The organism is Glycomyces amatae, assembly GCF_020991375.1.
Lineage (GTDB): Bacteria > Actinomycetota > Actinomycetes > Mycobacteriales > Micromonosporaceae > Glycomyces > Glycomyces amatae.
This window is the reverse complement of the sequence record NZ_JAJLQZ010000007.1, coordinates 157,498-177,676: the sequence shown is the minus strand read 5'-3', so window position 1 is coordinate 177,676 and position 20,179 is coordinate 157,498. Positions and strand designations below refer to the sequence as shown.

Genomic DNA, 20,179 nt, shown 5'->3' with positions numbered 1-20,179 from the left:
CGAGTGAGCGTCAACGGATCGCGGGTCGTCAGCGTCGGCCACTACCAGCCGGAGAAGATCCTCACCAACGACGAGCTGGCCGAGATGGTCGACACCAGCGACGAGTGGATCGTCTCGCGGGTCGGCATCAAGGAGCGCCGCATCGCCGCCGCGGACGAGAAGGTCGCCGACATGGCGGTCCACGCCGCCCGCCAGGCCCTCGCCAATTCCGGCTACGGCCCCGGCGACATCGACATGGTCATCGTCGCGACGGTCTCCGCCAAGGACGTGTGTCCCAACACCGCCTGCCGCGTCGCCGAGGCGCTCGGCCTGAGCGTGCCGGCGGCCATCGACGTCAACACCGCCTGCTCGGGCTTCGAGTACGCCGTCGCCCAGGCCGACATGGCCATCCGCACCGGCAGCGCCAAGCGCGCCATCGTGGTCGGCGCCGAGAAGCTCACCGCCGTGACCGACTGGGAGGACCGCTCCTCGTGCGTCCTGTTCGGCGACGGCGCGGGCGCGGTCGTCATCGAGGGCACCGACGACCCGGCGCTGGCGATCAGCCCGGTCGTGTGGGGCTCGGAGCCGTCCATGGCCGACGTCATCCGCATCGAGGAGGACGTCCCGTACATCAAGCAGGCCGGCCAGACCGTCTTCCGCTGGGCGACCACCCAGCTGGCCCCGCTCATCGAGAAGGTCGCCGAGAGGGCCGACGTCAAGATCTCGGAGCTGGCGGCGTTCGTGCCGCACCAGGCGAACCTGCGGATCATCCAGGGCATCGCCAAGCGGCTCGACTTCAGCGACGACTGCATCGTCGCCGAGGACATCGTGTACTCCGGCAACACCTCCGCGGCATCGGTGCCGCTGGCGCTGTCGAAGTTGGTACAAAGTGGCAAGGTGGCCTCCGGCGCTCCGATCCTCCTGTTCGGATTCGGCGGCGGGCTCACCTACGCCGGGCAGGTCATCCGCTGCCCGTAACTATCGAGAGGAAATAACTCATGGCTCTGTCTCGTGACGAGATCCGCGAAGGCCTGTCCGACATTCTCGAAGAGGTCGCGGGCGTCAACCCCGACGACGTCGCCGACGGCAAGTCGTTCACCGACGACCTGGACGTCGACTCGCTCGCCATGGTCGAGGTCGTCGTGGCCGCCGAGGAGAAGTTCGGCGTGAAGATCCCCGATGACGAGGTCGCCAACCTGAAGACCGTCGGCGACGCCGTCTCCTACATCGAAAAGGGCTGAAAGGGCTGAATGTGACTGAGGTAGTCGTGACCGGGCTCGGCGCGACCACTCCCCTCGGCGGGGACGTGGCGTCGACCTGGGAGGCACTCGTGGCCGGACGGTCGGGCGTGCACCTGCTCGAGCACGAGTGGGCGCGGGAACTCCCCTGCCGTATCGCCGCCGAGCTGGCGGTGGAGCCCTCCGAGGTGCTGCCTCGGGTCCGGCTGCGCCGCCTCGACCGCTCCGAGCAGATCGCGCTGGTCGCGGCTCAGCAGGCGTGGGACGACGCGGGGCTGAGCGACGACCTCGACACGGAACGGCTCGGCGTCGTCTTCGGCTCCGGGATCGGCGGGGCGCTCACACTGCTCGAACAGGACGACATCCTGGAGGAGAAGGGCGCCCGGCGGGTCTCCCCGTTCACCGTCCCCATGCTCATGCCCAACGGCCCCGCGGCCGTCGTGGGCCTGGAGTTCCACGCCAAGGCCGGCGTGCACGCCCCCACCAGCGCGTGCGCCACCTCCGCCGAGGCGATCTCCTGGGCCGCCGACATGATCCGCGTCGGCCGCGCCGACGTGGTCGTCGCGGGCGGCGCCGAGGCGGTCATCGGCGGCCTGCCGATGGCCGGGTTCTCCTCGATGAAGGCCATGTCGACCCGCAACGACGACCCCGAGCACGCCTCCCGGCCCTGGGACCGCGACCGCGACGGGTTCGTCATGGGCGAGGGCGCGGGCGCGCTGATCCTGGAACGCCGCGAGCACGCCGAGGCGCGCGGGGCGAGGATCTACGCGGTCGTGGCCGGTTCGGGCCTGACCTCCGACGGGTTCGACATCGTGCAGCCCCAGCCGGAGTGCGAGGGCGGCGGCCGGGCGATGGCGGCGGCGATCCGGCAGGCCGGCATCGACCCGAAGGAGATCGGACACGTCAACGCCCACGCCACCTCCACGCCGGTCGGCGACATGGCGGAGGTCAAGGGCATCAAGCGCGAGGTCGGCGACCACGTGGTGCTCACCGCGACCAAGTCCATGACCGGGCACCTGCTCGGCGGGGCGGGCGCGGTCGAGTCGATCGCGGCGATCCTGGCGATCGTCGAGGGGGTCATCCCGCCGACGATCAACCTGGAGAACCCCGACCCGGCCCTGGACCTGGACGTGGCCGCGAACGAGGCCCGCAAGGTCGAGTTGAACGCCGCGCTCAACACGGCGTTCGGCTTCGGCGGCCACAATGCGGCGTTGCTGTTCACGAAGGCGTAGCCGGAGTGGACCTGAAGCGCAGCACGAAGGCGTAGCCGGAGTGAACGTGAAGGACAGCACGAAGGCGTAGCCGGAGTGGACCTGAAGCGCAGTACGAAGGCGTAACCGGAGCAGGACGAAGACGTTCGAGGGGCCCCACCGCAAAGCGGTGGGGCCCTTCGTCGTTTCGGGAGGTTCACGGAGCGCCTCGGCGCGTCTACCATAAAACGGACACAAGAGGGACCCCTGGCTTAAAAATACCCCCGGGGTACGACGTCCTTCCGAACGTGATCCTCCCTCGGAACGAGTCGGACGGCACCACGGGCGGGTGCGCTCATCGGGAGTCGGCGTCACCGTGGAAAGTGCCGAAACTGCCTACACTGAGGGCGGAAACCACCAGAACCCGCTCATCACCGCAGAGGAGTCCCCTCATGTCCACGGCCACGCAGCAGGCGGCCCGCCCGCCGGGCGCGCCCGCGTCCATCACGAAGGCCGAGCGCTCCCTCGCCCCCGACATCGCGCGGGGCGGGATGCTGCTCTTCATCGCCCTCGCCAACGTCCCCATCCACCTGTGGGGCATGACCACCGACCAGTACAACCACAACACCGGGCAGTCGACCGCCGACCACATCGCGCTGTTCATCGAGCAGCTCGTCATCGCCGAGCGCTCCCGGCCGATGTTCGCGATCCTGTACGGCTTCGGCATCGCGGTCATGGCCTCGCGCATGTTCGCGCGCGGCATGGACCCCAAGGGCGTCCGCAAGGTCCTGCGCCGCCGCTCCTGGTGGCTCGTCGCCTTCGGCTTCCTGCACGCGACGTTCCTGTTCTTCGGCGACATCCTCGCCCCCTACGGCATCACCGGCCTCATCGCCCTGTTCTTCGTGCACCTCTCGGACCAGGCGCTCAAGAAGTGGCTGTGGGGCTCCTCGCTCTACCTCGTCCTCATCGGGCTCCCGCTCCTGGCCTACGCCTACAGCGGCGGCAGCGCCCCGCCCGCCATGGGCGACCTGCCGCTCTACGCCGAGCAGATGATCATGGGCGCGTCCGCCTCGATCACCGTCATGCTCGTGAGCGTCTTCCTGGCCATGTTCCTGCCGCTCGTCGCGGCCGGCATGGTGCTCCAGCGCTCGGGCTGGATCGACCACCCCGAGCGGCACCTGCCGGGGCTGAAGCGCGTCTTCGTCACCGGCATGGCCGTGAACGTGCTCAGCTCGCTGCCGTACGCGCTCGTCGCGCTCGGCACGTGGGAGCCGTCGACGGTCCCGTACGTCTCCTCGATCTACCTGACGCTCCTGGGCGGCATGTACGCCGGGCTCGGCTACATCTGCGGGTTCGCGCTCCTGGCGCACCGGCTGCGGCGGTTCGGGCGCCGCGGCGTGCCCGGCGCGCTCGCGGCGGTCGGCGAGCGGTCGCTGACGTCGTACCTGCTCCAGTCGATCATCATGGCCCCGCTGCTCACCGCCTGGGGCTTCGGCCTCGGCGAGGACATGGGCTACCTGGCGGCGTTCGGCGTCGCGTTCGGGACCTGGCTGGTCACGGTCGGGATCGCGGTCATGCTCGACAGGGCCGGGAGGCGCGGGCCCTTCGAGGTCCTGCTGCGCCGGCTCACCTACGGGCCCCGCAGGGCCTGACGTCGGCGGACGCCCCCGCGCCTTCGGTGCGGGGGCGTCGCCGCGTCCGCGCCGGGGTCCGTCGGATCGGCACGGGCCCCGGCGGCGTCTCCGGAACCGCTCAGGCGGTGGCGAGGTCGTGCGCGGCCGGGCCCGGTCCCGGGACCGGTGCCGGGGCCTGTGCAATGCGGGGCGGGCGGACGAGTTCGACGCCGGCGGGCGGGCGCTCGAGCTGGCCGTACCAGAGGCAGAAGGCCATGACCGCCCACACCTTGCGGGCGTTGTCGGCCTCCCCGGCCCGGTGGGCGTGCAGCAGCCCGCGCGCGTACTGGAGGTCGAGCAGGTGCCCGCAGCCGACGGTGGCCATGACGTGGTCGGCCCAGTCGAACATGGGCCCGGCCAGCCACTGCCGGTGCGGGGTCGGGAACCCGAGCTTGGGGCGTTCGACGATGGTGGGCGGGACGATGCCGGCGACGGCCCGGCGCAGCGCGGTCTTCGTCTGCGCGCCGCGCAGCCGGTGCTCGACCGGGACGCGGGAGGCGACCTCCCACACGGCGCGGTCGAGGAACGGCACCCGCAGCTCCAGGCTGTGCGCCATGGACATGCGGTCGGCCTTGACGAGGATGTCGCCCTTCATCCAGGTGTTCAGGTCCAGGTACTGCATGCGCGTGGTCGGGTCGAGGTGCGCCGTCTCCTCCCAGAACGGGTCGGTGACCTCCCGGAAGGAGGCGACCTCGCGGTGGAGCAGGCGCCGCTTGTCCTCGCCGGTGAAGATCTTCGCGTTGCCGACGAACCGCTCCTGGAGCTCGGCGGTCCCCCGCTCGAGGAAGCTCTTGCCCTTGACGCCGTCGGGGAGGGCCGCGGAGGCCTTGCGCAGCAGGCCCTTCGCGGATCCGGGGAGGGCTTCGAGGCGGCGCAGGGAGTGCGGTTCGCGGTAGATCGTGTAGCCGCCGAACAGCTCGTCGGCGCCTTCGCCGCCGAGGGCGACCGTGACGTGCTCGGCGGCCTTCTTCGTCACGAAGTACAGCGGCACCAGGGCCGGGTCGGCGACCGGGTCGTCGAGGTACCAGATGATCCTGGGCAGCTCGGCCATGACGTCCTCGACCGAGACGGGCGCGGCGATGCTGCGCACCCCGAGGGCGGCGGCGGAGGCGGCGGCCACCTCGAGCTCGTCGTACAGCCCCGGGTCGGTGAACTGGGCGGTGAACGTCAGGAGCGCCGGGTTGATCTCGCGGGCCAGGGCGACGACCGCCGTGGAGTCGATGCCGCTGGACAGGAGCGCCCCGACCGGCACGTCCGAGCGCATGTGGACGCGCACGGAGTCGCGCAGGGCGGCGAGGATCTCGGCGCCGAGGCGGTCGGCGTCGTCGACGGGGCGGGGCCGGAACATCGGCTGGAAGTAGCGCTGCTGACGGGGCTTGTCGCCGGGCCGGAAGAGCGCGAAGTGGCCGGCTTCGAGGCGGTGGACGTGCCGGTGGAGGGTCGCGGGCTCGGGCACGTACTGGAAGGTGGCGTAGTGGGCGGCCTGGTCGGGGTCGACGAGGTCGGGGTGGGACAGGCCGGGGAGGGCCTTCTTCTCGCTGGAGAGCCAGGTGCCGCCGTCCCACTGGGTCCAGTAGAGGGGTTTGATCCCGAAGGGGTCACGGGCGGCGAAGAGCAGGTCGGCGACGCGGTCGTGGACGACGAACGCGAACATGCCGCGGAGGCGGTGGAGGACGTCGGGGCCCCAGTGCCGGTAGCCGGCGAGGAGGACCTCGGTGTCGCCCTCGGTCGTGAAGGTCTCGCCGTGGACGCGGGAGAGCTCCTCCCGCAGTTCGAGGTAGTTGTAGATCTCGCCGTTGAAGACGATGGCGTAGCGCTCGGGGTCGACGTCGTCGCCGCGGCGCATCGGCTGGTGGGAGCCTTCGAGGTCGACGACGGCGAGGCGCTTGAAGCCCATGAGGACGCGCTCGCCGGAGGCGTGGACGGCGGTCTCGTCGGGGCCGCGGTGGGCCAGGAGCTCCAGAGACGCGGCGAACCGCTCGGCGTCGGACCCGGCGCTCGTTCCGGCGCGGACGGTGAAGCCGCACATGGTGCCTCCAGGGGCGTGGTTCGGGTGGGAGTCAAGCCTCGCGTGCGCGGGGCGGCCCCGCCTCCCTCGAACCGCCGGAACCGGTCCGGTGGAGGTCCCTCTCCGAAAAGGACCGATGGACTAGCCCTGGGGCCACCGATGGTCCTGAATCTCACTGCCGTCGGTCGGGGTCGCACACCCGCCGATCGGATGCCTGTCGACCCCCCGGTCGGCCGGTCGGGGGCGAGCATGGATGATGGGCCCTCATATAACGAATAGGCCACCTGGAGGTCCACGTGATCCGAGTGCTGATCGTCGACGACGAGGCCCTCATCCGCTCGGGGTTCACCCACATCCTGAGCGCGGCGGCGGACATCGAGGTCGTGGACGCCGTCTCCGGCGCCGACGCCATGGACCGCGTCCTGTCCCTGCGCCCGGACGTGGTGCTCCTGGACATCCGGATGCCGGACGTCGACGGGCTCACGGTCCTCAAGCGGCTCAAGAACCTCTCGCATCCGCCGATCACCGCCGCGCTGACCACGTTCGACACCGACGAGTACGTGCACGAGGCGCTGCGCCTGGGCGCGGCCGGGTTCCTGCTCAAGGACACCGAGCCCGAGCACCTGGCCTACCAGGTGAGGGCGCTGGTGACCGAGGGCGCGGTGCTCTCGGCGAAGGTCACGCGGGCGGTCGTGGCCGGGTACCTGGAGCGCTCGGCCGGGAACAGGCCGAACCCGCGGGTCGAGCGGCTCACCGAGCGGGAGCTCCAGATCCTGCTGCTGCTGGCCGAGGGCAAGTCGAACGGGGAGATCTCGGCGGAGCTGTTCCTGGGGCTGGGCACGGTCAAGGACCACGTCAGCTCGATCCTCACCAAGCTCCAGGTGTCCAACCGGGTGCAGGCGGCGCTGGCCGCGCACGACGCGGGCCTGCTCAAGAGGGACGGCGAGTGATCTGGTCGGACCGGTTGGAGCGGGTGCCGCAGTGGGCCTGGGACGCCGGGGCCATGGTCCTGGCGGTCGCCCACCTCCTGTTCGTCATCGACATCGCCAACCAGCCGGTCGCGACGTTCGCGGTCATCGGCGTCGCGGTCCTGGTGTTCCGCAGGCGGTGGCCGTTCCTGGTCTTCCTGATCACGCTGCCGGCGGCGTTCATGGTGTTCGAGAAGGTCGCGTCGATGATCGCGCTGTACACGCTCACCCGCCAGTCGCGGCGCATGTGGCCGCCGCTGCTCGCCACGGCGATGCTGGCGGTGTGCTTCGTCCTCCAGGGAACGCAGCTCTACCACCTGTTCCTGGGCCCGTGGCGGCTGCCGCTCGACGAGGCCCTGGACCAGCTGCACTTCCATGTCACGCCCGTCGAGCCCTTCCTGCGGCTGGTGCTCTCCTACACGGTCATGGCGGCGGTCCCCGCGATCTTCGGCTACAGCCAGCGGGCCCGGCAGGACCTGACCGACCGGATCGCGGAGATCGAGGAGGCCCGGGAGCACGAGCAGGTGCTGCTGACCCAGCAGGCCCTGTCCGCCGAGCGGGCCCAGCTGGCGCGGGAGATGCACGACGTGGTCGCCCACCAGGTCAGCCTCATCGCGGTGCAGGCCGGGGCGTTGCAGGTCCAGGCGAAGGACGAGGAGAGCCGCACGGCCGCCTCGACCATCCGGCGCCTGAGCGTGACCACGCTGGAGGAGCTGCGGCACATGGTGCAGGTGCTGCGGGCCTCGGGCACGCGCGAGACCGAGTTGACGCCGCAGCCGACCCTGGAGCAGCTGGACGGGCTGGTCTCGGGCAGCGGGATCGACGTCGAGCTGCGGGTGGAGCGGATCGTGGGGCTCGACCCGGCGGCCCAGCGGGCGATCTACCGGACCGTGCAGGAGGCGCTCACGAACGCCCGCAAGCACGCCCCGGAGGCGCCGGTGACGGTGTCGGTGACCAACCGGGGCCAGGGGGCGAGCGTCGCCATCGAGAACGAGGCCGGGTCGCGGCCGGTGCTGGAGCTGCCGGGTTCGCGGCACGGCCTGCTGGGGCTGCGGCAGCGCGCGGAGCTGCTGGGCGGGCGGTTCAGCGCGGGGCCGACGCCGGAGGGCGGCTGGGCGGTGCGGATGTGGGTCCCGCGGGTGAGCGGCAAGCGGTGACCCGGCGGGCGGCGCGCTCGCCGGATCGGTGCGGCCGTTCGGCGGGACGGGGAGGGCTCGTCGCCGGCGAGGGACCGGCCGGTGCCGCGCACGCGGGCCCGGCCGGACCGGGTCGCCGCCCGCGCGGGAGCGGCTGGGGCCGCGGGCGCCGGGGCGTCACCAGCTGCGGCCGGTGAGCAGCTCGTAGGCCTCGATGTAGCGGGCGCGGGTGGCGTCGACGATCGGTGCGGGGATCTCGGGCGCCGCGGCGGCGCCGTCGGGCCTCCAGCCGGTGGACTTGGCCCAGTCGCGCACGAACTGCTTGTCGAACGACGGCTGGGTCTGGCCGGGCTTCCAGCCCTCGGCGTCCCAGAAGCGCGAGGAGTCCGAGGTGAGGACCTCGTCGGCGAGGCGCAGCACGCCGCCGGAGTCGACGCCGAACTCGAGCTTGGTGTCGGCGATGATGATGCCGCGTTCGAGCGCGATCTCGGCGCCGCGGCGGTAGACGGCCATGGTCAGGTCGCGGACCCGCTCGGCGAGGTCGGGGCCGACGGTCGCGACGACCTGCGCGAACTCGATGGGCTCGTCGTGGTCGCCGACGGCGGCCTTCGTGGTCGGGGTGAAGATCGGCTCGGGCAGGCGCGAGCCGTCCTCGAGGCCCTCGGGGAGGGCGATGCCGCAGACGGCGCCGGTGGCCCGGTAGTCGGCGAGGCCCGAGCCGGTGAGGTAGCCGCGGACGACGGCCTCGACCGGGACCATGTCGAGGCGGCGCACGCGCACGGCGCGGCCGGCGAACTCGGCGGGCACGTCCTCGGCGGAGACGACGTGGTTGGGGACGAGGTCGGCGAGCCGCTCGAACCACCACAGGCTGAGCGCGGTGAGCAGGGCGCCCTTCTCGGGGATCTCGGTGGGCAGCACGACGTCGAAGACGCTGACGCGGTTGGAGGCGACCAGGACCAGGTCGTCCCCGTCGGCGTAGACGTCGCGGACCTTGCCACGGTGAATGAGTTCCACTGCTGCTCCCCTGCTCGTGCGCTGCGCCCATTAGAGCTGCGCCCATTAGACCAGCGGGATCGTCATCCTACGTCTGCTCCGCGGCGCGGCTGTGCCGAGCGACACCTGCCGCGCCGCGGCCTCGCGGCGTAGGCTGGGCCGGTGACTTCCGTACAGCCTGAAGGACGCCGGATGCTGCGCCTCGAAGTGCGCAACGCCCAGACCCCGATCGAGAAGAAACCCTCCTGGATCAAGGTCAAGGCCAAGACCGGCCCCGAGTACACCGAACTGCGGGGCCTGGTCAAGAGCGAGGGCCTGCACACGGTCTGCCAAGAAGCCGGATGCCCGAACATCTACGAGTGCTGGGAGGACCGCGAGGCGACGTTCCTCATCGGCGGCTCCCAGTGCACGCGACGGTGCGACTTCTGCCAGATCGACACCGGCAAGCCCGGACCGCTCGACAAGCTGGAGCCGATGAAGGTCGCCGAGTCGGTCAAGACCATGGGCCTGAAGTACGCCACCGTCACCGGCGTCGCCCGCGACGACCTGGACGACGGCGGCGCGTGGCTCTACGCCGAGACCGTCCGCCGGATCCACGAGGCGATCCCCGGCTGCGGCGTCGAGCTGCTCATCCCGGACTTCAACGCGGTCCCCGAGCAGCTCGCCGAGGTCTTCTCGTCCCGCCCCGAGGTGCTCGCGCACAACGTCGAGACCGTGCCGCGCATCTTCAAGCGGATCCGGCCCGCGTTCCGCTACGAGCGGTCCCTCGAGGTGATCACCAAGGCCCGCGAGGACGGCCTGGTCACCAAGTCGAACCTGATCCTCGGCATGGGCGAGACCCGCGAGGAGATCTCGCAGGCCCTGAAGGACCTGCACGCGGCCGGGTGCGAGCTCATCACCATCACCCAGTACCTGCGCCCGACCAAGCGCCACCACCCTGTCGACCGGTGGGTCAAGCCCGAGGAGTTCGTGGAGCTGTCGGCCGAGGCCGAGGAGATCGGCTTCGCGGGGGTCATGAGCGGCCCGCTCGTGCGCTCCTCGTACCGGGCCGGGCGCCTGTACCGGCAGGCGGTCGAGGCGCGTGCCGCAGCCCCCGCTTGAGGGCGCGGAACGCACACTAGAATCGAACTCATGGCAAAGCAGCAGGAGAAAGAGACGTTCGGGTCACGCCTGAAGACCATCGGCATGGCCATCAAGTTCACGAACCAGCGGGACAAGCTGTTCCTGCCTCTCGAGGCCGCCGCCATCCTGCTGCCGTTCGTGATCGTGACCGCCCTGGTCGTGTTCGCCCGGTTCTCGCTGCTGTGGTACATCAGCGCCCTGTTCGTGGCATTGCTGGCGGGTCTGATCGTGCTCAACATGCGCACCAGCAAGGTGGTGAACAAGGAGGCCGTCGGGAAGCCGGGCGCGGCGTACGCGCTCATCGACGGCATCCGCGGATGGCAGGTCACGCCGGGCGTGGCGGCCCTGTCGGAGACGCAGATGGTCCACCGCGCGGTCGGCAAGGCCGGGGTGGTGCTCCTGGGCGAGGGCGGCGGCAAGGTCCGCAAGCTCCTCGGGCAGGAGAAGAAGCGGATCTCGCGGGTGGTCGGGTCGACCCCGGTGTACACGTTCCTGGTCGGCGAGACCGCGAACGACGACTTCTCGGTGACGGAGGTGCGCAAGCGCCTCATGAAGCTGCCGAAGAACATCGACTCGAAGGCCGCCAACCACATCGCCAAGCGCCTGGACGCGCTGGGCATCGGCATGGCGATCCCGAAGGGGCCGATGCCGACGAGCGCGAACGCGGGCAAGGCCGCGCGGCGCGCGGCACTGCGCGGCCGCTGAAGCGACGAAACGCGGAAATGTCGGATCCCCGGGGCACCCTGGTTGAACGGGGGCGCTGCGAACGCCGCCTCCAAGCGCCCGCCCCTGCCCTCCGGTCGCTCCCCGCTCCCCCGGGCACGCGAAACGGGCCCGCCTTGCGGCGCGGCCCGTCGGTCTCGGTGTCGCAGGTGAGGGGTGCGGTCCAGGGTCAGAAGATGTCGCCGTTGTCACGGCGCCGGCGCCACCGCTCCTCCATGCGGGAGGTGAAGCCGCCGGGCTTGGCGCTCTTCGAGGGGCCTCCCGTGGTGCGGGTCGCCTTGCCGTCGACCGCCTTCAGCTTCACATTCGTGCCGCGGCGCTGGGCCCACAGGCCCAGGATCAGGCCGCCGAACATGAACACGGCGCCGATCGGGGCGCCCCACTGGGCGACCTCGCCGCCGGCGATCACGGTGCCGATGACGGCCCCGATGCCGATGACCGTGACGATGCCGGCCAGGATCAGCCGCCTCCGGGTCACGTGCGCCGGGTCCTGGGCGCGCACGGCAGAGGCGAACTGCGGGTCTTCGGACAAGGACTGCTCGATTTGCTCGAACAGGCGTTGTTCGTGGTCGGAGAGCGGCACGACACTCCTCCTGCGCTAGGTCTGCGAGGCCCCTGCCAGACGGCGGCCTCAGTGGTTCGCATCCAAGTCTACGAGGCTTTCGCCCGAGGCGGAAGGCAGTTCGTCCTTGAATCGGTCCGTTCTGGCCCTGTCGGCTCTACTGGCGGAAACTCCCGAGCGCGGGTGCGCTCAACGCTCGGTGTTCCCCGATCCGCGGGTGTCTACACGCGAGTCACGGCGCTCGAGCCGGCCGGCCGAGCGCACGGCCCCTTTGCCGAACTTCTCGCTCGCCCGGTCCATCACCGTCTCGATGTCGCGCCACCCGTGCTCGGGTTCGCCGAGCGCGACCTGCCGGCCCGCCGCGGCGGCCTCCACGAGGTGGTCGAGCCGCACGCCGATGAGCCGCACCGGCGCGGTCGCGGCCGCGTCCGCGAGGTCCCTTGCGGCGGCGTAGATCTCATGTCCCACGTCGGTGGGGGCGGTGAGGCGGCGCGAGCGCGTGATCGTGCGGAAGTCGCCGAACCGGATCTTCACGGTGACGCCGCGGCCGGCCCAGCCGGCCGCGCGGGCCCGCGAGGCGACCTTGCGCGACAGCTCCAGGAGCACCGGCCCCCACACCGCCCCGTCGGGGGCGTCCCGGTCGAACGTGGTCTCGCCGCTGATGGACTTCTCGACCCGCTCGGGCCGGACCGGCCGCGGGTCGATGTTCCGCGCGAGCGCGTACAGGTGCTCGGCGCCGGCGGTGCCGACCGAGGCGGCGAGGCTGTCGACGTCGAGGCGGGCGAGGTCGCCGACGGTGCGCAGTCCCAGGCGGGTGAGCTTCTCGGCGGTCTTCTCGCCGATGCCCCAGACGGCGCGGACGGGGAGCGGGTGGAGGAACTCGAGCTCGGTGGCGACGGGGACGACGCCGAGGCCGTCGGGTTTGGAGGCCTCGGAGGCGAGTTTCGCGAGGAATTTGGTGGAGGCGATGCCGACGGTGCAGGTGATGCCGTGCTCGGCGCGGACGCGTTCGCGGATGGCCGTGGCGATCTGGACGGGCGAGCCGATGAGGCGGCGGGCGCCCGCGACGTCGAGGAACGCCTCGTCGACCGAGATGGGCTGGACGTGCGGGGTGAACTCGCGGAAGATCGCCATGACCTCGCGCGAGACCTCCCGGTAGGAGACCGTGGGGGTGATGTACACCCCGTGCGGGCAGCGGCGGCGGGCGACGGCGGTGGGCAGGGCCGAGTGGACGCCGTACCTGCGGGCCTCGTAGGAGGCCGCGGCGACGACGCCGCGGGGCCCGAGTCCGGCGACGATCACGGGCTTGCCGCGCAGCGCGGGGTTCCGGGCGATCTCCACGGATGCGAAGAACGCGTCCATGTCCACATGGAGGACATGGAGGTCTTCATCGGGCAAATCAGGACCGATGTAGCGGTCGTGCTCGCTGGCCACGCCAGAAGCCTAACGGGAGGGTCCGACACGGAGGGGCCGCGGCGGGCGCCCGGAATCGCCTGCGATCGGGCTCACTCGAACGGTGTCGGCGGTTTTGTCGCACCCCTCGGGCACCATGGAGATCGGGGGCCTTTCCCCAGCGGTCCCGGGGGCCTCGGTGCTGCGCGCCTGCCGCCCGGTCGCCGCGCAGGCGCCGCCGGTCCGGCCCTACCGGCGGTAGGACCAGAGCGGGACGGCCATCTCGGCGGCCGTGAGCCCGCCGTGCTGGCCGATGAGCCTGGCCACGTGCGGCGGCTCCCCTTCGACGCCGACGATCGCGAACGTGCCCTTGCAGGCCACCACCAGGTCGCCGATGCGCTCGCGGCTCGACTCGGCGACCTTCGGGCCGAACCAGCCGCGGTCGACCGCCTCATCGCGGTCGATGAGCTCGGCCCGGCCGCCGACGGCCTCGGTCCACGCCTGCCGCACGTCCTCCAGGGCGCCCGGCGCCGCGTACAGGTACCGCATCCGCCCGTCCCCCGCGATCGCCTCGACGCCCTGCGCGAGGTCGGGCCGCTGGTCCACGTGCAGGCGGTCGGTGACGTTCACCATGCCGTGGTCGGCGGTGACCATGAGGGCCGCGTCCTTCGGCAGGCCCGTGAGGATGCCGTCGATGGCCTCGGCGACCTCGGCGACGGCCTCGAGCCATTCGGGGGAGCCGATCCCGTGGAAGTGCCCGGCGGTGTCGACGTCCGGCAGGTAGGCGTAGACGAGGCTGCGGTCGCCGCGCGCGAGCGCGGCGACCGCGCCTTCGGCGACCTCGCGGGGGCTGGCGGCCGGGAGCCAGTCGGCGCCGCGGTAGATCGCGCGGGTCAGGCCGGTGCGGCGGAAGGCGCCGCTGGTGACGACGGTGCAGGCGACGCCGTCGGCCGCGGCCGCCTCGAACGCGGTGGGCTCGGGCTGCCACGTCTCGGGGTCGGGGGCGCCCTCCCAGCGGATGTGGGTGACCAGGTCGCCGGTGTCGGGGACGCGGACGGTGAAGCCGATGATGCCGTGGACGCCGGGCGGGGCGCCGCAGGCCAGGGAGGCGAGGCTGATCGGGGTCGAGGAGGGCACGGTGGCGGTGATGGGGGTGAGGGTGCCGAGCTCGCCGTGGTGGAGGGCGCCGATGGTGGCGCTGGCCTGGGCGGCCTGGCCCAGGAGGTGGTAGCCGAAGCCGTCGAGGAGGAGGACGGCGACGCGGCGGACGCCGTCGAGTTCGGCCCCGCGCAGGACGGTGCCGCCGTGCGGTGGCCTGACGCCTAGGGCCGCAAGGGCGGTGGGCATGACATCGGCGAGGGTGCCGGTGTCGTAGGCGGGCGGGAGCGCGGCCAGGTGCGGGCTCGAAGGCATGGCCCGAGGCTAGCCGGTCCCGTGTCGGTTCGGCCACGGCACGGGCCGATGCGGCACGAGGTGCGGGTCGTCAGACTTCGGGGACGTCGAGTCCCGAGCGGTAGGCGATGGCGACCAGGCCGGCCCGGTCGCGGGCGGCGAGTTTCGACAGGAGCCTGCCCACGTGGGTGCGGACGGTGGCGGGGCTGATGAACAGGCGCTCGCCGATCTCGCCGTTCGGCAGGCCGGTCGCGACCCATCGGAGGATCTCCAGTTCGCGTTCGGTCAGGTCGGCGAGGCGCGGGTGCGGTCGGCCGGGGCCGGTGCCGCGCTCGGCGTAGGCGGCGATCACCTTGCGGGTGACGTCGGGGCTCAGGAGCGAGTCGCCGGCGGCGGCGAGGCGCACCGCCCGCAGCAGGTCCTCGGGGGGCGCGTCCTTCATGACGAACCCGGCGGCGCCGCTGGAGAGCGCGTCGAAGATGTACTCGTCGATCTCGAAGGTCGTGATCATGACGACGCGGGTGGCGGCCAGGTCGGCGTCGCGGGCGATGCGGCGCAGCAGTTCGAGGCCGTCGATGCCGGGCATGCGGATGTCGAGGAGGGCGACGTCGGGCCTGAGGCGCCGGATGAGCTCCCAGGCGGCGGTGCCGTCCTCGGCCTCGGCGACGAGGCGGATGTCGTCCTCGTTCTTGAAGAGGTTGCGCAGGGCCATCCTGATGAGGCTCTGGTCGTCGGCGATGACGAGGTCGATCATGCGCGTTCCTTCTGGCGGCCGTAGGGAAGGTCGGCTTCGACGGCGAACCCGCCGCCGGGTGCGGGGGCGGCGCTGAAGGCGCCGCCGGCGGCGCGGACCCGCTCCATCATCCCGGTGATGCCCTGGCCCATCCGGTCGGGGTCGACGGGGCCGCCGCGGCCGTCGTCCTCGACGCTGACGGCGACGCGGTCGGGCCGGCAGTCGATCCGGACGCGGGCCCCGGTGGCCTCGGCGTGGCGGATGACGTTGGTCAGCGACTCCTGGACGACGCGGTAGACGGTGGCGGCGATGCCGGCGGGCACGGCGCCGGGGTCGCCCGAGACGGTGCACTCGACGGCGAGCCCGCCTTTGCGGACGCCGTCCACGAGGGACGGTATGTCGGCGATGGCGCCGGTCGGGCGCAGTTCGAGCTGGTGGCCCCGGCGCAGGGGCGCGAGGGTGGCGCGCAGGTCCTGGAGGGCGCGGTTCGAGGCGTCGCGGATCGCCTGGAGGTTCTCGACGGCCTCGGGCGGGACGTCGGGCCGCTTGGCGAGCACGTGGAGGGCGACGCCGGCGTTCATGCTGACCACGGCGAGGCTGTGGCCGACCACGTCGTGGATCTCGCGGGCCATCTGGACGCGCTCGTCGGCGCGGTGGCGTTCGCGTTCGGCCTCGCGGGCGCGGTCGCGGGCGTGGCGGGCCTCGCGGGCGATGCGGCCCCCGGCGGCGGGGACGCCGAGCCAGACGAGGGTGAAGCTGGCGCTGACCAGGAGGTCGGCGGGGTCGCCGAGGACGAGGGCGTGGTAGGCGGTGGTGGCGGCGAACAGGACCGCGAGGGCGATGAGCGCGGTCTTGAGGGGCCTGGCGAAGGCGTGGAAGAAGACGGCGACGGCCGGGAGCAGGTAGACGGGGCCTTCGGGGAGGCCGAGGTAGAGGTACAGGTAGAGGACCGCGGTGGTGCCCGCGAGGGCGATCTCGGGCCGGCGGCGGCGCACGGCGAGGAACGCGGCGGCGAGCCCGATGAGGGCGAACGCGGTCCGGCCGGGGTCGTGGTGCGGGTCGGCGCCGACGGTCATGCCGCACGTGAGCAGCCCGAGCAGGAGGGCGAGCCCGAGGTCGAAGGCGAGGGCCGGGAGCCTGGTCCGGGCGGCGGTCGGCGTGGTCACGGCTCCAGGCTACGGTCCGGCGGCCCCGGGCGGCGTAGACGCGGGGGCGTAGTCGCGTCTACGCGCCTGGGCGTAGGCGGCCGGTCAGCGCATGGGCCTGCGGGCCAGGAGGTGGATGTGGGTGGCCATGTCCCGGAAGGGGACGCGGGAGGCGGTGGCGAGCTCGAACTCGCGCAGGGCCTCGCCGGTGCCGGTCTCGGCCTGGGCGGCCGGGGACGGGACGAGGTCGCTGACGACGCCGACGCCGTGGACCTGCTCGGTGACCAGGCCGGAGCCGCCGACGAGGGCGGTGAGGGTCGCGGTCTCGAAGCGGCGCTTGATGGTGTCGCGGCCCTCGTTGACGCCGTCGACGTGGACGAGGAGGTCCAGGGCGGTCCCGAACTGGCCGGAGAGGGCCTTGCCGAGGACGGCGGCGATGCGGTTGGCGACGAGGATGCTCACGGCGCCGCCGGGCGCGCAGACCTTCGCGAGCATGTCGAGGGCCGTGTCGGGGTAGTCGACCATCTCGAGCACGGAGTGGCACAGCACCAGGTCGGCGCTGCCGGGGTCGGCGACGTCGAGGAGTTCGTCGGCGTCGGCCTGCACGGCCTCGACCCGGTCGGTGACGCCCGCGTCGGCCGCCCGCTGGCGCAGGGAGGCGAGGGCGTTGGCGCTGGGCTCGACCACGGTGACGTCGTGGCCGAGTTCGGCCAGGGGGACGGCGAACCCGCCGGAGCCGCCGCCGACGTCGAGGATGCGCATGGTGGCGCCGGTGCCGGCGGCGAAGCGCTCGATCTCGGCCGACAGGACGGACCACACGACGGCGATGCGGGGGTGGCGCCGCGTCTCGGCGCTCTCTTTGGGAATGTCGACCATGCGGCACAGCCTAGCGGTGATCCCACGTATCGGTACGCAGGGAGGGCGTCGGGGCCGGTCGGCGCGGGGGTCCGGCCGCGAATGCGAGCGGAGGGTCCCGGCGAATCGGACATCGGCGGGCCCCCGGTCGCCATCCGGCCTCACGGGTCCGGCACGGCCGCGCGGCCCGCCTCGGACGCGAGGCGGGCCGGGCGGTGGTGCCGTTGAAGGGGTGTGGACGGAACCGCTAGTCGCGCAGGAACGGGGGGCGCTTGCGGATCTGGCGCAGGTACGCCGGGTTGTTCTGGAAGTAGCGGCGCCACAGCCGCCTGGGCTCCTTGGTGAGCCGGTAGAGCCATTCGAGGCCGTTGCGCTGCATCCACGGCGGGGCCTGCGGGACGAGCCCGGCGTGGAAGTCGAAGGCGGCGCCGACGCCGAACAGCGCGGGGGCGTCGAGCCGGTCGCGGTGCGCGGCCATCCACCGCTCCTGCTTGGGCGTCGACAGGCCCACCCACACCAGTTGGGCGCCGGAGTCGTTGATGCGCTTGACGATCGCGGCGTCCTCCTCCTCGGTGAGGGGGCGGAACGGCGGCGAGTACGTCCCGGCGATCTTCACGCCCGGGATGCGCTCGGCGAGCTTCTCGGCGAGCAGCTCGGGCACGCCGTCCTTGCCGCCGTAGAGGAACGAGGACCAGCCGCGTTCGGCCGCCCGGCGCAGGACGTTGAGCATGAGGTCGGGGCCGTAGACGCGGTCCATCCACTCGGCCCCGGCCTTCTGCCCGGCCCACACCATCGGCATGCCGTCGGGGGTGGTCAGCCCGGAGGCGTTGTGGATCGCGAGGAGCTCGGGGTCGCGCTGCGACTCCATGACGCCGTGCACGCCGGTGACGCACACGTAGCGGCGCTCGCCCGCGTCGACCCAGCGGGTGACCTCGGCGAGCGCCATCGCCTGGTTGATCGTGGAGACGCCGACGCCGAGGACGTCGACGCGGCGGAGCCTGGGGTCGGCCATCAGAGGCTGCCTGTACCGGTTAGAGGGTGGCCTTGACCTGGTCGTAGACCCACTCGTAGGTCTTCGCCATGCCGTCGCGCAGCGAGATCGAGGGCTCCCAGCCGTAGTACTTCTGGATGAGCGTGTTGTCCGAGTTGCGGCCGCGCACGCCCAGGGGGCCGTCGATGTGCTTGAGCTCGATGTCGATCCCGGCGATGTCGGCGACCAGGTAGTACAGGTTGTTGATGGTCGTCAGCTCGGAGGAGCCGAGGTTGAGCGGCTCGGTGACGTCGCCGCGGGTGAACATCTTGGTGCCCTGGACGCAGTCGTCGATGTAGGTGAAGGAGCGGGTCTGCTCGCCGTCGCCCCAGATCTCGACCTCCTTCTCGCCCTTGAGGGCGGCGAGGGCGATCTTGCGGCAGGTGGCGGCGGGGGCCTTCTCGCGGCCGCCGTCCCAGGTGCCCTCGGGGCCGTAGATGTTGTGGTAGCGGGCGATGCGGGTCTGGAGCCCGAAGTCCTCGCGGAAGTGGCGGCACATGCGCTCGGAGAACAGCTTCTCCCAGCCGTAGCCGTCCTCGGCGTCGGCGGGGTAGGCGTCCTCCTCCTTGAGCGGGGCGATGTTCGCCTCGGTCTGCTTGTAGCCGGCGTAGACGCACGCCGAGGAGGAGTAGAAGAAGCGGCCGACCTCGGCGTCCTTCGCGGCCATGAGCATGTGCGTGGAGGGCAGGACCGAGAGCATGCACAGGGCCTTGTTGTTCTCGATGAAGCCCATGCCGCCCATGTTGCAGGCGAGGTTGTAGACCTCGGCGGCGCCGTCGCCGACCGCTTCGCGGCAGTTGGCGAGGTCGGCGAGGTCGCGCTGGAGGTTCTCGGTCCCGCCGTGGACCTGGTACCACTCGTCGAGGGGCTTCACGTCGACGGCGCGCACGGTCTTGCCCTCGGCGAGGAGGCTCGCCACCAGGTGCCCGCCGATGAAGCCGCCGGCTCCCGCCACCACCGCGTCCACGCTTGCCGCCATCGTCTCTCCTCAGGATTTCGGGTACGGGGAAACAGGCACTCAGCCTACCCGCACGGTTCGGGCGCCCACCAGCCGGGAAATAGGTCGTAAGTCACCCTCGGGTGCGGATTCGGGCGCCGGCTCGGGCGGCGGTTCGGATGCGGTCGCCGCCGGTTCGCGGGGCTCCTGCGGTTCGTCGGCGCCGCGGCGCAGGAGCTGCGCGGGGCCGACGACGAACAGGTCCGGGTCGGGGTCGTCGGCGATGGCCGCGTCGACGCGGGGGGCGACGCAGTACAGCCGCGCGGGCGGGTCGCCGAGGAGCCGCTTGACGTAGCGCAGGCGCTTGAGCTGGCGTTCGACCATCTGGAAGCGCCAGCGGACGGTGCCGAGGGCGACCGGTGCGCCCTGCTCGTCCCAGGCGGCGATCTCGAGGGAGCGCAGCTGCCGGAAGCGCGGGTCGGGGACGGCGATGCGGGTGGTCGCGGCGGCGGCCGGGTCGTTGAGGGCCCATTCGCGGGCGAGGCGGTTGAACTCGGGGCGGCAGACGTACCGGTCGAAGCGGGCCTTGGTGAGGTGCCACAGCTTGTCGGTGATGTAGCCGCGCCGCCAGCGCGGCAGGTGCTGGTGGATCATCGCGTAGTGGAACCGCGCGAACCGGTCGTCGACGGTCCAGAAGGGCGCGTCGGGCTCGAGGGGGTTGGGGTCGGCGCGCAGGAGCCCGGCGTCGGCGAGGTCCGGCAGGAGGGCGTCCAGTTCGGCCTCGGGCAGGCCGGTCTGGGCGCGCAGGTCGTAGCGGGTGCGGGGCCGGGTGGTGGCGGTGGCGAGGACCTTGTCGACGCGTTCGTCGGGCTCCTCGCCGAGCGCGGCGGCGACGCCGCCGGCGAAGCGCTCCAGGAAGGGGCCGTCGGGGTGGAGGAAGTTGGCCTTGACCCAGCCGGGGACCGCGGCGCGGGTGCGGGGCAGGTCGCCGGCCTGGCCCAGGAGGACGGGGTCGGAGCCGAGGAGCGCGTGGACGGAGACGGCCGCTTCGGGGTCGGCCAGGCCCACGGCGAGGATGGACTCGCGCAGTTCGTTCATAGCGG

The 20,179-nt window shown here is 72.2% G+C and carries 19 protein-coding genes; 8 read left to right on the top strand and 11 right to left on the bottom strand.

The annotated features are described in order from the left end of the window. Window positions 1-3 precede the first annotated feature (3 nt). The 4 genes from LO763_RS13490 (at window position 4) to LO763_RS13475 (ending at window position 4,059) form a co-directional block, all read left to right on the top strand. Window positions 4-957 carry a beta-ketoacyl-ACP synthase III gene (locus tag LO763_RS13490; RefSeq protein WP_230602938.1) on the top strand — a complete coding sequence of 318 codons (954 nt, stop codon included), beginning with the start codon at window positions 4-6 and terminating at the stop codon, window positions 955-957. A gap of 26 nt (window positions 958-983) precedes the next feature. Continuing rightward, window positions 984-1,220: an acyl carrier protein gene (locus LO763_RS13485; RefSeq protein ID WP_030159099.1), complete on the top strand. Its 237-nt coding sequence runs from the start codon at window positions 984-986 to the stop codon at window positions 1,218-1,220. Between the two features lie 5 nt (window positions 1,221-1,225). Further along, on the top strand, window positions 1,226-2,449 hold the full coding sequence (gene fabF / locus LO763_RS13480; RefSeq protein WP_255672432.1) for a beta-ketoacyl-ACP synthase II: 1,224 nt from the start codon (window positions 1,226-1,228) through the stop codon (window positions 2,447-2,449). Between the two features lie 410 nt (window positions 2,450-2,859). Then, a complete protein-coding gene (locus LO763_RS13475) occupies window positions 2,860-4,059 on the top strand; it encodes a DUF418 domain-containing protein (RefSeq protein ID WP_230602934.1) in 1,200 nt (399 codons plus the stop codon). Between the two features lie 100 nt (window positions 4,060-4,159). Here LO763_RS13475 and asnB read toward each other — a convergent pair whose 3' ends face one another. After that, window positions 4,160-6,109: an asparagine synthase (glutamine-hydrolyzing) gene (gene asnB / locus LO763_RS13470; protein WP_230602932.1), complete on the bottom strand. Its 1,950-nt coding sequence runs from the start codon at window positions 6,107-6,109 to the stop codon at window positions 4,160-4,162. A 275-nt stretch (window positions 6,110-6,384) separates the two neighbouring features. Between asnB and LO763_RS13465 the strand changes: the two genes are divergently transcribed. Both LO763_RS13465 and LO763_RS29840 read left to right on the top strand, forming a co-directional pair. Then, on the top strand, window positions 6,385-7,038 hold the full coding sequence (locus LO763_RS13465; RefSeq protein ID WP_230602930.1) for a response regulator: 654 nt from the start codon (window positions 6,385-6,387) through the stop codon (window positions 7,036-7,038). Next, window positions 7,035-8,213 carry a sensor histidine kinase gene (locus LO763_RS29840; RefSeq protein WP_230602928.1) on the top strand — a complete coding sequence of 393 codons (1,179 nt, stop codon included), beginning with the start codon at window positions 7,035-7,037 and terminating at the stop codon, window positions 8,211-8,213. Before LO763_RS13465 ends, LO763_RS29840 begins: the two co-directional genes overlap by 4 nt. 156 nt (window positions 8,214-8,369) lie before the next feature. Here LO763_RS29840 and LO763_RS13455 read toward each other — a convergent pair whose 3' ends face one another. Further along, window positions 8,370-9,206 carry a phosphoribosylaminoimidazolesuccinocarboxamide synthase gene (locus tag LO763_RS13455; RefSeq protein ID WP_230602926.1) on the bottom strand — a complete coding sequence of 279 codons (837 nt, stop codon included), beginning with the start codon at window positions 9,204-9,206 and terminating at the stop codon, window positions 8,370-8,372. Between the two features lie 171 nt (window positions 9,207-9,377). Between LO763_RS13455 and lipA the strand changes: the two genes are divergently transcribed. Further along, on the top strand, window positions 9,378-10,286 hold the full coding sequence (gene lipA, locus LO763_RS13450) for a lipoyl synthase (RefSeq protein WP_255672428.1): 909 nt from the start codon (window positions 9,378-9,380) through the stop codon (window positions 10,284-10,286). 30 nt (window positions 10,287-10,316) lie between these two features. Next, on the top strand, window positions 10,317-11,012 hold the full coding sequence (locus LO763_RS13445; RefSeq protein WP_230602922.1) for a DUF4191 family protein: 696 nt from the start codon (window positions 10,317-10,319) through the stop codon (window positions 11,010-11,012). Window positions 11,013-11,199: 187 nt separating this feature from the next. Here LO763_RS13445 and LO763_RS13440 read toward each other — a convergent pair whose 3' ends face one another. From LO763_RS13440 to LO763_RS13400, 9 genes are all read right to left on the bottom strand, one after another. Beyond that, a complete protein-coding gene (locus LO763_RS13440) occupies window positions 11,200-11,613 on the bottom strand; it encodes an SCO2097 family morphological protein (RefSeq protein ID WP_230602920.1) in 414 nt (137 codons plus the stop codon). 168 nt (window positions 11,614-11,781) lie between these two features. Next, a complete protein-coding gene (gene dinB / locus LO763_RS13435; RefSeq protein WP_230602918.1) occupies window positions 11,782-13,026 on the bottom strand; it encodes a DNA polymerase IV in 1,245 nt (414 codons plus the stop codon). A 207-nt stretch (window positions 13,027-13,233) separates the two neighbouring features. Next, window positions 13,234-14,397 (bottom strand): alkaline phosphatase family protein, encoded by a 1,164-nt coding sequence (locus LO763_RS13430; protein WP_230602912.1) that lies wholly within the window; start codon window positions 14,395-14,397, stop codon window positions 13,234-13,236. A gap of 70 nt (window positions 14,398-14,467) precedes the next feature. Continuing rightward, window positions 14,468-15,130 (bottom strand): response regulator, encoded by a 663-nt coding sequence (locus tag LO763_RS13425; protein ID WP_230602910.1) that lies wholly within the window; start codon window positions 15,128-15,130, stop codon window positions 14,468-14,470. Next, window positions 15,127-16,275 carry a sensor histidine kinase gene (locus LO763_RS29835; protein ID WP_230602908.1) on the bottom strand — a complete coding sequence of 383 codons (1,149 nt, stop codon included), beginning with the start codon at window positions 16,273-16,275 and terminating at the stop codon, window positions 15,127-15,129. Before LO763_RS29835 ends, LO763_RS13425 begins: the two co-directional genes overlap by 4 nt. 84 nt (window positions 16,276-16,359) lie before the next feature. Further along, complete coding sequence (locus tag LO763_RS13415; RefSeq protein WP_230602906.1) at window positions 16,360-17,130, bottom strand: methyltransferase domain-containing protein; 771 nt, start codon at window positions 17,128-17,130, stop codon at window positions 16,360-16,362. A gap of 226 nt (window positions 17,131-17,356) precedes the next feature. Next, window positions 17,357-18,121: a WecB/TagA/CpsF family glycosyltransferase gene (locus LO763_RS13410; RefSeq protein WP_230602904.1), complete on the bottom strand. Its 765-nt coding sequence runs from the start codon at window positions 18,119-18,121 to the stop codon at window positions 17,357-17,359. A 19-nt stretch (window positions 18,122-18,140) separates the two neighbouring features. Next, complete coding sequence (locus tag LO763_RS13405) at window positions 18,141-19,118, bottom strand: NAD-dependent epimerase/dehydratase family protein (RefSeq protein ID WP_230602902.1); 978 nt, start codon at window positions 19,116-19,118, stop codon at window positions 18,141-18,143. A gap of 39 nt (window positions 19,119-19,157) precedes the next feature. Then, the gene (locus LO763_RS13400; RefSeq protein ID WP_230602899.1) at window positions 19,158-20,174 is read right to left on the bottom strand and encodes a hypothetical protein; all 1,017 of its coding nucleotides are present in this window, start codon (window positions 20,172-20,174) and stop codon (window positions 19,158-19,160) included. Window positions 20,175-20,179 lie beyond the last annotated feature (5 nt).